13 protein-coding genes are annotated in these 14589 nt (G+C 64.1%); 7 read left to right on the forward strand and 6 right to left on the reverse strand.

Going from position 1 to position 14589, the window contains the following annotated elements; translation table 11 throughout:
* Nucleotides 1–27: 27 nt before the first annotated feature.
* From ACFSQT_RS21935 to ACFSQT_RS21945, 3 genes are all read right to left on the reverse strand, one after another.
* Entirely contained in the window at nt 28–549 is a 522-nt protein-coding gene (locus ACFSQT_RS21935) for a hypothetical protein (RefSeq protein WP_379022043.1), read from the reverse strand.
* 176 nt (nt 550–725) lie between these two features.
* A complete protein-coding gene (locus ACFSQT_RS21940; RefSeq protein WP_379022045.1) occupies nt 726–1211 on the reverse strand; it encodes a hypothetical protein in 486 nt (161 codons plus the stop codon).
* Between the two features lie 18 nt (nt 1212–1229).
* A complete protein-coding gene (locus ACFSQT_RS21945; protein WP_379022047.1) occupies nt 1230–2648 on the reverse strand; it encodes an FAD-binding oxidoreductase in 1419 nt (472 codons plus the stop codon).
* Between the two features lie 101 nt (nt 2649–2749).
* On the opposite strand from ACFSQT_RS21945, the gene ACFSQT_RS21950 reads away from it, so the two are divergent.
* Both ACFSQT_RS21950 and ACFSQT_RS21955 read left to right on the forward strand, forming a co-directional pair.
* Nucleotides 2750–3235: a thioesterase family protein gene (locus ACFSQT_RS21950; protein ID WP_095087065.1), complete on the forward strand. Its 486-nt coding sequence runs from the start codon at nt 2750–2752 to the stop codon at nt 3233–3235.
* Between the two features lie 149 nt (nt 3236–3384).
* Complete coding sequence (locus ACFSQT_RS21955) at nt 3385–3582, forward strand: hypothetical protein (protein WP_379022049.1); 198 nt, start codon at nt 3385–3387, stop codon at nt 3580–3582.
* Nucleotides 3583–3625: 43 nt separating this feature from the next.
* On the opposite strand, the gene ACFSQT_RS21960 is transcribed toward ACFSQT_RS21955, so the two are convergent.
* Complete coding sequence (locus tag ACFSQT_RS21960) at nt 3626–4105, reverse strand: Lrp/AsnC family transcriptional regulator (RefSeq protein WP_379022051.1); 480 nt, start codon at nt 4103–4105, stop codon at nt 3626–3628.
* An 89-nt stretch (nt 4106–4194) separates the two neighbouring features.
* Here ACFSQT_RS21960 and ACFSQT_RS21965 point away from each other — a divergent pair, with 89 nt between their 5' ends.
* On the forward strand, nt 4195–5097 hold the full coding sequence (locus ACFSQT_RS21965) for an EamA family transporter (RefSeq protein WP_379022053.1): 903 nt from the start codon (nt 4195–4197) through the stop codon (nt 5095–5097).
* Between the two features lie 10 nt (nt 5098–5107).
* Here ACFSQT_RS21965 and ACFSQT_RS21970 read toward each other — a convergent pair whose 3' ends face one another.
* Nucleotides 5108–6001 (reverse strand): dienelactone hydrolase family protein, encoded by an 894-nt coding sequence (locus ACFSQT_RS21970; protein ID WP_379022055.1) that lies wholly within the window; start codon nt 5999–6001, stop codon nt 5108–5110.
* Between the two features lie 179 nt (nt 6002–6180).
* Between ACFSQT_RS21970 and ACFSQT_RS21975 the strand changes: the two genes are divergently transcribed.
* A complete protein-coding gene (locus ACFSQT_RS21975; protein WP_379022057.1) occupies nt 6181–7554 on the forward strand; it encodes a cytochrome P450 in 1374 nt (457 codons plus the stop codon).
* A 23-nt stretch (nt 7555–7577) separates the two neighbouring features.
* Nucleotides 7578–8372 (forward strand): SAM-dependent methyltransferase, encoded by a 795-nt coding sequence (locus ACFSQT_RS21980; protein ID WP_379022059.1) that lies wholly within the window; start codon nt 7578–7580, stop codon nt 8370–8372.
* Between the two features lie 134 nt (nt 8373–8506).
* On the opposite strand, the gene ACFSQT_RS21985 is transcribed toward ACFSQT_RS21980, so the two are convergent.
* Nucleotides 8507–10825 carry a glucose/quinate/shikimate family membrane-bound PQQ-dependent dehydrogenase gene (locus ACFSQT_RS21985; RefSeq protein WP_379022061.1) on the reverse strand — a complete coding sequence of 773 codons (2319 nt, stop codon included), beginning with the start codon at nt 10823–10825 and terminating at the stop codon, nt 8507–8509.
* Between ACFSQT_RS21985 and ACFSQT_RS21990 the strand changes: the two genes are divergently transcribed.
* On the forward strand, nt 10812–11843 hold the full coding sequence (locus ACFSQT_RS21990) for a DUF2059 domain-containing protein (protein WP_379022173.1): 1032 nt from the start codon (nt 10812–10814) through the stop codon (nt 11841–11843). The genes ACFSQT_RS21985 and ACFSQT_RS21990 overlap by 14 nt on opposite strands.
* 80 nt (nt 11844–11923) lie before the next feature.
* Nucleotides 11924–14584 (forward strand): ATP-dependent helicase, encoded by a 2661-nt coding sequence (locus ACFSQT_RS21995; RefSeq protein ID WP_379022063.1) that lies wholly within the window; start codon nt 11924–11926, stop codon nt 14582–14584.
* The last annotated feature ends 5 nt before the right edge of the window (nt 14585–14589 follow it).

The raw sequence follows: 14589 nt of genomic DNA on the forward strand, positions 1-14589 counted from the left end.
GACTGCCGACAGCCCTTGTCGCTGGGATCAGCGTGCGTCGCGCTTGGCTTGCGCCACCTTGCCCGCCTTGCGCTGCCGGCCGAGTTCCGCCGGCCGGACCAGCTTCGGCGCCCGCTTGTTGGCGACGGCCCGCATGCCTTTGTGAGCCGTGCGTGAATTGTGCGCGGGACCATCCGCCGGCGCACTTTGCTTCATCGCCAGCGCCTTGCGTGCATTCCCGACGAGCGAAACGCGAGCCGCCAACTGGCGCCGCCGTTCAGCCTCACCATTCAGCCGCCGCATCGCCATCGCCAGCACCGCCAGCTTGACCTGCGAACCGCCATCGGCCTTTGACGGCGCAGCGCCCTTGGGCGCGCCCTTGCCGCGTATTTCACGGCGGCGGCGATGTGCTTCGGCCTGCGCCTTGTCGCGCCGCCCGCGAAGCAGCTTGACCAGTCCGGAAAGGTCGGCGTCGGAAAGCTCCTGCACCGCCGGATGGTGCGATTTCTCAACCCGTTCCTTTTCATCGGCGCTCAGCGCACGCGCTTCTTCCTTGCGTGAAATGGCCATGACAGTTCTCCTCCGCTGGCAACGCCTGCCTTGTCAGGCTTACCGCGGAAGGAGCCTCGACCCGAATGGTGGCGCGGTCAAGACGACGCTTTTGTCCTGACGCGTTCGGGTTGTCTTCACTAGGCCGGGCCTAAGTATCGCGCATGACGAGCTTGCGAGACCTCCGCCTAGAGAGGTCAGGCGCCCTCTCCGGCGGCCTCCATCAGCGCCGTCAAAACCGCTCCCTTGCGAAGGCTTGTCGAGAAACTCTTGGCGATGAACTCCAGCGTCGAATCGTGGAACGTCAAGATGAAATGCCGATAGTCTGAAAACAGTTCGGCTGTATGGGACGAATGAACCCGATTTGCCTTTTCCAGGGAGGCTATCCACGACGAGTTGCAGACCTCAAATGCCTCGTAGGCCCGCAAGCCCGACTGATAGAGACGATGGCCACTGACGGCCTCGTCATTCGGCGGGCCGAACTGAAATGCCAGGTAAGGCTCTGCCGCCAGGATGGCGACTGACTGGTTGCCTGTCAGCGGCGAAACCGAGCGCGGTTTCGTGCCATCGAAAGATGTATCTGGAGCATTGGCGAGGTAGGCGACGAGCAACCTGCCTTCATCCGCAAACACATGAGGCAGCGGCGCGCCGGCGGACAACAGCGGCACCTCGATCGGCAGCAAGGTCTCGGCAATCGACATCTAGTGGTCGCCGCCCGGCAATATCTTGCCGGGATTCATGATGTTTTGCGGGTCGAGCGCCTGCTTGATGGTCCGCATGATGTCGACGCCATGGCCGAGTTCGCTGCGCATGAAACCGATCTTGCCCTGGCCGATGCCATGCTCGCCGGTGCAGGTACCGTCCATGGCGATCGCCCGCATGTTGAGCCGGGCGACGAATTTTTCCGACAGCGCGATCTCTTTGGGGTCATCGACGTCCATCAGCACCAGCACGTGAAAATTGCCGTCGCCGGCATGGCCGACGATCGGCGCGATCAGGCCCATCTCGGCGATGTCGGCTTCGGTTTCGGTGACGCATTCGGCAAAGCGCGAGATCGGCACGCAGACGTCGGTCGACAGCCCCTTGGCACCCGGCCGCAGCGTCAGCGACGACCAGTAGGCGTCGTGCCTGGCCTTCCACAGCTTGGTCCGTTCCTCGGCGACGCTGGTCCACAGGAATGTCCCGCCACCATTCTCCTCGGCGATCATGCCGAAGGTCTCGGCCTGCTCGGCCACGCCGGCATCGCTGCCATGGAACTCGACGAACAGGCACGGGCTCTCGGGATAGTCGAGCTTCGAATAATTCTTCATCGCCCGCATCTGCAGCGCGTTGACCAGTTCGATGCGCGCCACCGGAATGCCCATCTGTATCGTCGCGATGACCGCGTTGCAGGCCGCCTCGACGCTCGGAAACGGGCAGACGCCGCCGGAGATCGCTTGCGGGATGCCTTGCAGCTTCAAGGTCAGCGACGTGATGATGCCGAGCGTGCCTTCCGAGCCTACCAGCAGCCGCGTCAGATCGTAGCCGGCCGAGCTCTTTTTCGCGCGCTTGCCGGTCGTCACCGTCTCGCCGTCGGCCATGACGGCGGTCAGCGACAGCACATTCTCGCGCATCGTGCCATAGCGCACCGCGTTGGTGCCCGATGCCCGCGTCGCCGCCATGCCGCCGAGCGAGGCATTGGCACCCGGGTCGATTGGGAAGAACAGGCCGGTGTCGCGCAGATGCCGGTTCAGATCCTCGCGGGTGACGCCGGGTTCGACCGTGCAGTCGAGATCCTGCGGATTGACCGCCAGGATGCGGTTCATCCGCGACGTATCGACCGAGATGCCGCCGCCCGGCGCATTGGTGTGGCCTTCCAGCGATGAGCCGACGCCGAAGGCGATGACCGGCACCCGGTGCGCGGCGCAGGCGCGCACGATCTCCTGCACCTCGGCCGTCGTCTCCGGGAAGGCGACGCCATCGGGCGCCTGCGTCGGGATATAGGTGGTGGTGTGGGCGTGCTGCGAGCGGATGGCCTGGCCGGTCTGGAAGCGCTCGCCGAGCCGCTGCTTGAGGATGCCGAGCACGGCCGCGATGCCCTCTTCGTTGCGTTCGACCGGATTGAGGTCGCTCAGAGCCATGAATTCCTCCGCGAATGGACCAGCGCCCACCCTTGTTATGCATCTATGGATGCGTAGTCTCACCGACCACGCTCTGTCCAGACCAGAACAAGGACCTTTCGATGCCCATTCCCGCCCCCTTCGTCTCCCAACCCATGGACATCGAAAAGGACTGGATCGACTACAACGGCCATCTCAACATGGCCTATTACAACGTGCTGTTCGACCGCTGCTCGGACGACGCCTTCGAGGCGATGGGCATGGGGCCGAACTACGCAAGGGACCGCCGCCTCACCATCTACACGGCGGAAGTCCATGTCTGCTACGTGCAGGAGCTGCATCTCGAGCACAAGGTGACGGTCACCTTCCAGTTGATCGACCATGACGACAAGCGGCTGCGTGTCTACCAGGAAATCCGCCACGTCGACGGCTGGCTCGCCGCCACCTCCGAATCGCTTTCGCTGCATGTCGACATGTCCGGGCCGAAGGTGGCGCCCTTCCCCGCCGATGTGCTTGCCAAGGTCGAAGCCATGCGCGCCGCCCATTCGGCGCTGCCGATGCCGGAGCGCGCCGGCCGTTCGATCGGGATTCGCCGCAAGACCGCTTGAAGCCCTCGACCGCCCGCGTTAACCTTACCGAGGTTTTAACGGGAACAAGCCATTTGAGCCGTTGCGCGACTCAGCGGGTCGGTCGAAAAACGATCCGCATCGAAGTAGCGACACGGGCGGCGGGGCATAAGCCGGTTCGGGGGACGTGCATGAAAACCGACATCAAAGTCGAAGTGGACAGGCTGGCCGCCGATCCGCGCATCACCGACTATGATTTCTGGCGCTCGCTCAAGAACGTCAACAACGAGATCTTCCACATCGCCAACAGCAACGAGCCGATCCCGTTCGACATGATCCGCTGGCGCGCTATCCTGAAGCAGGCGCGTTTGAAGCGCGGCCACGCTTAAGATCTTCGAATCGACGACCCCTTGCCCTCAAGTCCCCTTGCCCTCAAGTATGGCGCTTGACTGCCGCCAGCGGCGAGCGCGCCACCACAGGTGACGACTGGATGATCGCCGTGTTGGTCATCGCATAGGGAATGATGCGGTCGATCACCCGTTCGAGCTCGGCCACCGAGCCGACATGCGCCAGCGCGATGAAACAGTCCTCGCCGGTCACACGGTCGCATTGCGCGATCTCCGGCAGCTCGCGGATGATCTCGGCCACCACGGCCAGTTGCCCCGGCACCGGACGGATGCGCAGCCATGCCGACAGCGGCAGGCCAAGTGCGGCGGGGTTGATCCTGACCGAATAGGCCTCGATCACGCCGCTTTCCTGCAGCCGCTTGATGCGCTCGGCGACACTCGGCGCCGACAGGCCGACCGAGCGTGCAAGCTCCGCCGTGCTGATGCGTGCGTCCTTTTCCAGAAGGCGCAGGATCTTCATATCCGCCGCATCGAGGTCGGCGTTTTCAGTTCGAAGGCGTTTCATGGAAAACTCCTTGCTTCCGGGCGAGAAATAGCCGGAAGAGCCAAACATCATCCATATAAATCGGCAAATCCGCCTGCGATACTGATCCGATGGATGATCAAACGCAAGCTCTCGCAGCCAGCCCTGCCCCTGCTGGCCACACCTTTGGCGGGCTGGCGGCAAAGCTGCCGCCGCATGTCTGGTTCGGCGTCAGCGCCATCTTCCACTACCTCGGGCCGTCATTCGCCGTGCTGCTGTTCCCGCATGTCGGCGTGCTCGGCATGGCGTGGCTGCGCATCGCCACCGCCGCACTGATCTTCGCGCCGCTGACCCGTCCATGGCGGACCTTCGCCCGCGCCGATCGCTCGACGCGGCTTTTGTTGCTGGCCCTCGGGGCCTGCCTGGCTGTGATGAACTGTTCGTTCTACCTTGCGCTCGACCGCTTGCCGATCTCGCTGGTGGCGGCGGTCGAATTCGTCGGCACCATCGGCATCGCGTTGATCGGCTTCAGAAGCCCGCGCAATCTCGCCGCCCTTGCCATTGCCGTCACCGGCATCTTGCTGCTCATCGACGTGAAATGGTCGAGCGATCCCGTCGGGCTGTTCTGGGCCTTCCTCAACGGCGCGCTGTTCGTCGGCTACATCGTGCTCGGCCACCGCGTCGCCCGCGCAGGCGCGGGCGACGGCGTCGACGGCCTCGGCGCGGCCATGGCCATCGCCTTCATCGTCGTGCTGCCGATCGGCTTCACCGATGCGCTGCCGGCCTTGTTCTCACCAATGCTGCTTCTCGCCGCCATCGGCGTCGGCGTCTGCTCGTCGGTCATTCCTTACATCTGCGACCAGCTCGCCATGTCGCGTTTGCCGCGCGCCAGCTTTGCGCTGATGCTGTCGCTGCTGCCGGTCACCGCGACGCTGATCGGCGTCATCGTGCTGCGCCAGATTCCAAGCCTGACCGATTGCCTCGGCATTGCACTGGTGGTCGCCGGCGTAGCCTTCCACAAGCCGGCGCGCTGAAACAACGACGCTAGGCTAGCTTCTCCTTCAGGAACGCGATCGTTCGGCCCCAGGCGAGGTCGGCCGCCTTCTTGTCATAGCGCGCCGCCGAGGTGTCATTGTTGAAGGCGTGGTTGGCGCCTTCATAGATATAGACCGTGTATTCGACATGCGCCGCGTCGAGCTCCTTCTTGAAGGCGTCGATGCCGGCATTGGTGCGCTCATCCAGCCCGGCATAGTGCAGCAGCAACGCCGCCTTGATCTTCGACACATCGGCGGCCTTCGGCTGCATGCCGTAATAGGCGACGCCGGCGCTGAGATCGGGCGCGTTGACGGCCAGCATATTGACCGTGCCGCCGCCCCAGCAAAAGCCGACGGCACCGACCTTGTCGTTGCCGTCCTTGTCAGCCTTGAGGAAAGCGACCGTTGCCACGCCATTGGCCACCGTCTGCGCCGGATCGAGCTTGGCGAACAGGTCGCGCGCCTTGTCTTCATCGTCAGGCGTGCCGCCGAGCGGCGACAGGAAATCCGGCGCCAGTGCCACGAACCCTTCCAGCGCCACGCGCCGCGCGACGTCGCGGATATGCGGGTTGAGGCCCCTGTTCTCATGCACCACGATGACGGTGCCGAGCTTGCCGGTCTGGTCCGCCGGCCTGACAAGATAGCCCTTCATCTCGCCGCCGCTGCCGGGATAGCTGATGTCCTCGCCCTTCACGCGCGGATCGTTGTCGGCGACGATTGCCGCCTGCGCCGAATTCGCCGCCAAAAGCGGCGCGATCGCCGCCGCCGCCGCGCCCGATCCGGCGAGCCTGGTCAGTTGTTGCATGAAGCGGCGGCGGTCGAGCGTCAGATGGGTGTATTCATCATAGGCGTCGATCATCGCCTGGGTGATGGCCGGCTTGGTGTTGGCGTTAGGTTTTGTCATGGATTTGCTCCTCGGTTTCGGGAAGTCTCGTTGCGGGGCAAGATAGGGTCGGGCCTTGCATGGTCCAGTCACTGTTGGGTGACGGTGTTCACCGGCAGGCTACGTCAATCGATCCGCAGAAACCTATGGACCGGCGCGAAGATATCCTTAGGGTGCCAAGTGGGGTTGGGGGACTTTACATGCTGGCATATGGACTGGGCAGGCGCCGGTCACTTGGCTTTATAGCGCGGTTTCTCGCCGATCCGTTGGTCACCGTGCGTGATGCGCACCGCGAGCATGGCCCATTTCTACAGATCGACTATCCGCATTCCACCCGCGCCAATCCAAAGCGGCTTTTCGTGGTTGCCGATACGGGGCTATGCCGGACCTTGTTGTCCGGGACCGAAACCTGGGTCAACGTCCAGATCAACATGGCCGGCAGAAAGAACCATGCTTCTTCGCGCCTCGTCTATGGCATGACGCGACTGCGCGGCCTGCGTCACGAACACTACCGCAAGATGTTCTTGCCGCCACTCAAGCGTTCCCCGGTGCTCGCCATGGCGCCCAAGATGGCGTCGATCGCGGAATCGCTTGTCGATGGCTGGCCAGTTGATATTCCCTTGCCGCTGACGAAGATCAGCGCCCAGATGGCGAAACATCTCGCCATAGGGCTGCTGTTCGGTGACGATTCCGCCCGTGGATTGCCGGTCGCCAACATGATCGGCAGCCTGATGACAGCAAGCTGGATCGTACCCGGCCCGGCCTATGTGCGCTGGATCCTCGAAGCACCGAAGCTCGAACGTGCCATCCTCACCTGGGCAGCGGAAAAGCGGGGCAATCCGGACGCCCAGGATATTCTGGCCCTGCTGGCCAATAACCTCGACGAGGCCGGCAACCCGCCGAGCCCACAATTGATCGGCGGCATCATCAGCTTCTTCTTTGGCGCTGCATACGACACGTGCCTCAACGCGCTCTCGTGGGCAATGATCCTGCTGACCCAACACCCTGCCATCATGACCCGCCTCGTTGCCGAGCTCGATGCCGCGCTGGACCGCGGACCGGTGACAATGAGCGCGCTCGATCGGGTGCCGCTGCTCGAATCCACGGTCAAGGAAGCCATGCGGTTGTTCCCACCGGTACCGCTGCTGATGCGCAAGGCAACAGGAAGCACCGTCCTCGGCGGCGAGGACGTGAAGCGCGGCGAAAGGGTCCTTATCGGCGGCATGTTGATCAACCGCGACCCCTCGCTCTACCCGGAACCCGATCGTTTCAACCCCGACCGTTGGAGCAACCTGAAGCCGTCGCCATACCAATATCTTGTGTTCGGCGCTGGCGGCCATATGTGCCCGGGCACGACGTTCGGCTATCAGATGATGCGCATCGCGCTGGCGACCATCCTCACAAAGCGTTCGGTCGAGTTGCCGGTTGGCTCGAGCATCGGCCACCGCCTTGCCGTGACGCATCGGCCTCATGGCAAGGTCGAGGTCATCTTGCGGCCGCGCGGCGGGTCTATCCGCCAGGCACGCGCCAACGGCCGTTTCCGCGATCTCGTCGCCCTTCCCGACATGCTTTGATCCACACGCTGACGGAACGAACAATGCCAAAAGATCGCATGATGGTCCGCATCTACGACCGGGCCATGAAAAGCGGCAAGCAGCGCCGCTACTATGGCGGCAGCGGCTTCTACAATTTCGGCTATTGGGCGACAGGCGCGGCATCGCAGCGCGAGGCGAGCGAAGCGCTGGTCGACACGTTGCTGGCGCGGCTGCCAAGGAAGGATGGCAGCATCCTGGACGTTGCCTGCGGGCTCGGCGCCTCGACCAGGCGTTTGCTGCTCAGCTATCCGCCGCAGGCGGTCACCGCCATCAACATCTCCGCCGCTCAAGTTGCGACGACACGCCAGAACGCCCCGGGTGCGACGGTGCTCCAGATGGATGCCGTCAAGCTCGCCTTTGCCGATGAAAGCTTCGATGCGGTGATCTGCGTGGAAGCCGCTTTCCATTTCGGCACCCGCGCAGCCTTCCTGGCGGAAGCCTTTCGCGTGCTCAAGCCCGGCGGCGCGCTTGTCCTCTCCGATATCCTGTTCCGAAGGTTCACATCCGGCATCTCCGACCGCATCGGCGTGCCAAAGGCCAACCTCTTCCCGGACATTCCGTCCTACCGGGCCCAGTTCGACGAGTTGGGTTTCAAAGACGTGATTGTCGAAGACGCTACGGATGAATGTCTCGGCGGCTTCCGCCGCAATCTTGTCGCCTGGCCGGCATCCGAACATCGCAAAGGCGCCATGAGCCTGACCATGAGCTTTAGCAGTACGGCGGTCTGCCGGCTGATCGCGAGCTATTTCGGCGCGATCACCAAGGCCTACCTCCTGGTTTCGGCACGAAAGCCGTGACGTCGCGCCAGCCCTTCTGGTGCCAACGACCTCTCCGTCGTCACCCTGGTCGAGGGCTTGCACGCTCGGCTCGGTGCCCAGCCTGCGGAGCCATCTCGGGATCAGTTAGGCGGATCGCTCACCCCGCGGAGCCCCTACTTCGGCAGCGCGTAGGCCATCACATAATCTCCCGGCTTGGTGCCGATCGAGCCATGGCCGCCGGCGACGATAACCACGAACTGGCGTCCGTCGGCGACCGTATAGGTCATTGGCGTCGACTGGCCGCCGGCCGGCAGCCTGGCCTGCCAGATCTGCCTGCCCGACGTCAGGTCATAGGCGCGCAGATAATTGTCGACCGCGGCACCCAGGAAGGCGACGCCGCCGGCGGTGATGATCGGCCCGCCAATGCCCGGCACGCCGACCTTCAGCGGCAGCGGCAGCGGCGTCATATCGTAGACGGTGCCGTTGCGATGCTTGTAGGCGATGGTGCCGGTCCGCAGATCCGCGCCCGCGACATAACCCCAGGGCGGCGCCTGGCAGGGAATGCCGAGCGGCGACAGGAACGGCCCCATCACAACCGCATAGGGCGCGCCCTCGTTGCGGTTCAGCCCCTGCTCGCTGCCCTTGGTGTTGTCGCCCGGCGGCGGCACGTCCGCGCGGGGCACGAGTCTCGACGTGAAGGCCAGATAGGTCGGCATGCCGAACAGCACTTGCCGCACGGGATCGACCGCCACCCCGCCCCAGTTGAAGACGCCGAAATTGCCGGGATAAATCAGCGACCCCTGCACCGAGGGCGGCGTGTAGCGGCCTTCGTAGCGCAGCTTGTGGAAGGCGATCCGGCAGGCCAGCTGGTCGAACATGGTGATGCCCCACATGTCGGCATCGGTCAGCGGCTTCGGGCTGAAGGAGAGATCCGACACCGGCTGCGTCGGCGACGTGTGATCGCCCTCGACGGCGCCGCCGGGCGCCGGCACTTCCTTGACTGCAACGACCGGCTCACCGGTGCGCCGGTCAAGCACATAGAGGTCGCCCTGCTTGGTCGGCCCGACCAGCGCCGGCACCACCGTGCCGTCGGCCTTGGTGATGTCGATCAGGTTCGGCTGCGCCGGCACGTCCATGTCCCAGAGGTCGTGGTGCACGGTCTGCCGCACCCAGCGCAACTGCCCGCTGTTGAGGTCGAGCGCGGCAATCGAGGAGGAGAATTTCTCGACATTGTCGCTGCGCCCGGCGCCGAGCTGGTCCGGCGTCTGGTTGCCGAGTGGCACATAGAGCAGCCCAAGCTTCTCGTCGGCGCTCGGCGTCGACCACATGTTGGGCGAGTTGGCGGTATAGGTCTGGCCCGCCGCCAGCGGCGTCGTCTGGTCCGGGTTGCCGGAATCCCACTTCCACACCAAGGCGCCGGTGCCGACATCATAGGCGCGGATGACCCCCGACGGCTCCTGCGTCGAATAGTTGTCGTTGACCGCGCCGCCGACAATGATCTTGCTGCCTGATATCAGCGGCGCCGAGGTCGAGTAGTAATAGCCCGATTTCGGATAGGGCATGTTGGTCAGAAGGTTCAGCGTGCCGCCCTCGGCGAAGGCCGGACAGACCTGCCCGTTGGCGGCGTCGAGCGCGATCACCCGCGCATCCGAGGTCGGCAGATAGATGCGGGTCGCGCAGGGCTGGCCGACAGCGATGGCGGCATCGGCATAATAGGACACGCCGCGGCAGGTCTGGTGCTGGCGATCCTTGTCGAGCTTGATCTTGGGATCGTAGCGCCATTTTTCCGTGCCGGTCGTGGCATCGACCGCGATGGCGAAATTATGCGGCGTGCAGATGTAGAGCGTGTCGCCGATCTTCAGCGGCGTCACCTGATAGGTGGTCTCGCCGATGTCGTCCGGCCCCTTCACATCGCCGGTGCGATAGGTCCATGCCGGCTGCAGCCTGGAGACATTGTCCGGCCTGATCTGGTCGAGCGGCGAATAGCGCTGGCCAAACTGGGTGCGTCCGTAATAGTGCCACTCGCCAGTCGGCACGTCGTTGCCGAGGTTGGCATTGGCGACCACCTTGTCGGTGCTGAGTTCGCCGTCAATGCCTTTCGGGTCAGCGGTCATCGAATAGCCGGCAACCGCCAGCGATGCCAGCACGGCAAGGATGAGCGGCGCGCGCGCGTCGGGGCCGGCTACGCCTCTCCTCGCCCACGGCGTCAGCAGCCACAGCGCCACCAGCACGATGATGCCGCCGCGCGGGCCGAGTTCCCACCAGTCGAAGCCGGTCTCCCAGACTGCCCAGGCCAGCGTGCCGATCACGATCGCCGCGTAGAGCCACAAAGCAGTCGACCGGCGCCGGTAGAGCAGCCAGGCGGCGATCAGGAAGGCGAGACCGACGATAATATAGTACCAGCTGCCGCCCAGCGAAGCCAACCGGATGCCGCCGCCGCCAAGCGCCAGACCGATGAGGAAAAGGATGAGGGAGGTGATGGTGACAGCCAAGATGATACTCCTTCGACTGTTGCGCTTTGCCACGCCCAGGGACAGCCCGCTGCACCCGTTCCTGCCCTCTGCCCAGCTTTCTCCCGCCCGCCCCGCCTGTCAAGGCAACACACACGCCAAGGTGGCAATCCATCTTGCCTGCAGTCGGGTTTTCCAGCAGTGTCCATCATCTCTCCGCGGGAGCAAGCAAATGACGTCATTCGTTCCGCCGCTGACGCGCCTAGTGCTTGCACTCTGTTGCCTTGTCTCTTTCTCCGTGGCCGCGCCGGCGCAGACGCTGCATGAGATCAACAAGGCGAACGGCTTCCACGAGATGCTGATGGCTACCGGCCCGGGTTTCGTCGCAGCCGTGAAATCGGCGCCGGGAACGCCGCCGCAAAAAGTCCAGGATGCACTCGCGGCAGCTCTGGAAGGCGCCTTTGACGCGAACAAGATGGAAGCAGCCATCGAAGCGCGAATGGCGGACAAACTGCCGGCCAAGGACCTGGCCGACCTCGCCTCATTCTACGCGTCGCCCCTGGGCAAACATGTCACGGCGCTGGAAATCCAGGCCTCCACTCCAGAACAAAGGCAACGAAAGACGATCGAAGGTCCCAAGATCCTGGGCGAACTTCCGTCCCGGGATCCGGCTCGACTCGCACTGTACAAGAAGCTCATCGATGATCTCAGCGCTGTCGACACCGGAGAAGCCGTAGCCTTGAACATGGGCTACGCGATGCTTTCGGAGATGCTAGGGGCGGCCGGAAAGCCCCTGCCCGACGACCAGATCATGGCCCTGCTGCGCCAGCGATCCGAAGGCCTTCGCCATGACATCGAAACGGACGTCATGGCATCGGTGGCCTACATCTACCGGGAGCTGCCGCTTGACGATCTCAAGCTCTACGAGACTTTCCTGACATCGCCCGCCGGCAGCCACTATTACGACCAGATGCAGGTCGCTCTCGGCGCCGTGATGACGGACGAGGCGCGCGCGTTCGGGCATCGATTTTTCGTCGCCCTCGGTTATCGCAAGGCCTGAACCCCGACATCGGGCACTTTAGCGGAACAAAACGTAGACACTTCTGGCCTTTCGCTCCCGAATCACTACATTCGGGGGAGATGTCCGGCTTTTCCGAAGACATGCCCTTTTTCGATGAACCCAATGCGCGGCCCGCGGCCCCGTCGGGCATTGCCGCGCGCGCCATGGCGGCCCGCGGCGGCCACAACAATGCCCCCGACTATCTGAAGGGGCTGAACCCCGAGCAGCGGCTGGCGGTGGAAACCACCGAGGGGCCGGTTCTGGTGCTGGCCGGCGCCGGCACCGGCAAGACGCGTGTTCTCACCACCCGCATCGCCCACATCCTCGCCACCGGCAAGGCCTTCCCCTCGCAGATCCTCGCCGTCACCTTCACCAACAAGGCCGCGCGCGAGATGAAGCAGCGCATCGGCATCCTGATCGGCGAAGGCAATGTCGAAGGCATGCCGTGGCTCGGCACCTTCCACTCGATTGGCGTGAAGCTGCTGCGCAGACATGCCGAGCTTGCCGGTTTGCGCTCCGACTTCACCATCCTCGACACCGACGACGTCGTGCGGCTGATCAAGCAATTGATCCAGGCCGAGGGGCTGGACGACAAGCGCTGGCCGGCCAAGCAGTTCGCCCAGATGATCGACGGCTGGAAGAACAAGGGGCAAGGCCCGGCCGACATCGCCGAGGGCGACGCCCGCGCCTTCGCCAACGGCAAGGGCCGCGAACTCTACAAGGCCTATCAGGCGCGGCTGCAGACGCTGAACGCCTGCGATTTCGGCGACCTGTTGTGCCATCCGATCCGCATCTTCCGCGCCAATCCGGATGTGCTGAAGGAATACCACAAGCGCTTCAAATACATCCTCGTCGACGAATATCAGGACACCAACACCGCCCAGTACATGTGGCTGCGCCTCCTGGCGCAGCGGCCGCAACCCTCGCGTCCATCTTCATCGACCGGTCTCCAATCGGCCGAAAGCCGCAAGGACGACCGTCCGTCCGAGCCGTTGCGAGGCCCGCGCGGAGGGCCCGCGCCCGCAGGCGCGGAACAGCCCGTGAGCGACAACAAAGTTAATATCTGCTGCGTCGGCGACGACGACCAATCGATCTATGGCTGGCGCGGTGCCGAGGTCGACAACATCCTGCGCTTCGACAAGGATTTCCCCGGCGCCACCATCATCCGGCTGGAGCGCAACTACCGCTCGACCGCGCACATCCTCGGCGCTGCCTCCCACCTCATCGCCCACAATGAGGGCCGCTTCGGCAAGACGCTGTTCACCGACCGCGACGAGCCGGAGGACGACAAGGTGCATGTCCACGCCGCCTGGGATTCCGAGGAGGAAGCCCGCGCCGTCGGCGAGACCATCGAGGCCTATCAGCGCCAGAAGCACAATCTCAACGACATGGCAATCCTTGTGCGCGCGTCCTTCCAGATGCGCGCCTTCGAGGACCGCTTTATCACGCTCGGCCTCAACTACCGCGTCATCGGCGGCCCGCGCTTCTACGAGCGCATGGAAATCCGCGATGCGCTGGCCTTCTTCCGCGTCGTTGCCAACAGCGGCGACGACCTTGCCTTTGAGCGCATCGTCAATGTGCCCAAGCGCGGGCTGGGCGAAGCCACTATCCGCCAGATCCACGACACGGCGCGTGCGCTGCGCATTCCGATGCTGGAGGCCGCCGGCAATCTCGCCGAAAGCGACGAACTGAAGCCGAAGCCGCGCGCCGCGTTGCGCGAAGTGGCCGCCAATTTCGAGCGCTGGCAGAAGGCGCTGGAAACCAAGCCGCATACTGAGCTCGCCGAGACCATTCTCGAGGAGAGCGGCTACACCGACATGTGGAAGAACGACCGCTCGGCCGAGGCGCCGGGCCGGCTGGAGAACCTCAAGGAACTGATCCGCTCGATGGAGGAGTACGAATCGCTGCGCTCCTTCCTCGAACATGTGGCGCTGGTCATGGATGCCGAGCAGAATGCCGGCCAGGACGCCGTCAGCATCATGACGCTGCATTCGGCCAAGGGCCTCGAATTCGAGACGGTTTTTCTCCCCGGTTGGGAGGAAGGCCTCTTTCCCCACCAGCGCGCGCTCGATGAAGGCGGCCGCTCCGGACTGGAGGAAGAGCGCAGGCTGGCCTATGTCGGCCTGACGCGGGCCAAGAAGAACCTGCATATCTGGTTCGTCTCCAACCGCCTGATCCATGGGCTCTGGCAATCGACCATCCCGTCGCGCTTCCTCGAAGAGCTGCCGGAATCCCATGTCGAGATCGCCGAAAGCGGCAATTCCTATGGCGGCTACGGCAACCCCTATGGCGGCGGCTCCTTCGCCTCTGGCCGTGGCGGCCGGCAGAACCCCTATGGCGCCTCGCGTTTCGACAATGTCGGCGCCAACGCCGAAAAATCCGGCGCCTTCTCCAACACCTATTCGACGCCGGGCTGGCAGCGCGCACAGGCCAACCGCACGGAGGCGACCGACCGCAACTGGGGCACGCGCTCCGGCCATCAGGTCGAGCGCATCGGCTATGGCGAGACCGACAGCGGCTACGGCGCCGGCCGCACCTCGGTCAAAGGCCGCACCATCGACGGCGAACTGGTCGCCAAATCCGTCGCCGACAAGCCGTCGCCCTTCAATGTCGGCGACCGCGTCTTCCACCAGAAATTCGGCAACGGCAACATTTCGGCCATCGAAGGCAACAAGCTGACCATCGACTTCGACAAAGCCGGCCAGAAACGCGTTCTGGACGGGTTTGTCGCGGCGGTGTGAGCGGC

Source organism: Mesorhizobium calcicola (genome assembly GCF_042682105.1).
Classification (GTDB): Bacteria; Pseudomonadota; Alphaproteobacteria; order Rhizobiales; family Rhizobiaceae; genus Mesorhizobium; species Mesorhizobium calcicola.

Coding starts and splice junctions, on each gene's coding strand:
- ACFSQT_RS21935 (WP_379022043.1), bottom strand. CDS start 549: ATGGCCATTTCACGCAAGGAAGAAGCGCGTGCGCTGAGCGCCGATGAA.
- ACFSQT_RS21945 (WP_379022047.1), bottom strand. CDS start 2,648: ATGGCTCTGAGCGACCTCAATCCGGTCGAACGCAACGAAGAGGGCATC.
- ACFSQT_RS21950 (WP_095087065.1), top strand. CDS start 2,750: ATGCCCATTCCCGCCCCCTTCGTCTCCCAACCCATGGACATCGAAAAG.
- ACFSQT_RS21955 (WP_379022049.1), top strand. CDS start 3,385: ATGAAAACCGACATCAAAGTCGAAGTGGACAGGCTGGCCGCCGATCCG.
- ACFSQT_RS21960 (WP_379022051.1), bottom strand. CDS start 4,105: ATGAAACGCCTTCGAACTGAAAACGCCGACCTCGATGCGGCGGATATG.
- ACFSQT_RS21965 (WP_379022053.1), top strand. CDS start 4,195: ATGGATGATCAAACGCAAGCTCTCGCAGCCAGCCCTGCCCCTGCTGGC.
- ACFSQT_RS21970 (WP_379022055.1), bottom strand. CDS start 6,001: ATGACAAAACCTAACGCCAACACCAAGCCGGCCATCACCCAGGCGATG.
- ACFSQT_RS21975 (WP_379022057.1), top strand. CDS start 6,181: ATGCTGGCATATGGACTGGGCAGGCGCCGGTCACTTGGCTTTATAGCG.
- ACFSQT_RS21980 (WP_379022059.1), top strand. CDS start 7,578: ATGCCAAAAGATCGCATGATGGTCCGCATCTACGACCGGGCCATGAAA.
- ACFSQT_RS21990 (WP_379022173.1), top strand. CDS start 10,812: ATGGTGACAGCCAAGATGATACTCCTTCGACTGTTGCGCTTTGCCACG.
- ACFSQT_RS21995 (WP_379022063.1), top strand. CDS start 11,924: ATGTCCGGCTTTTCCGAAGACATGCCCTTTTTCGATGAACCCAATGCG.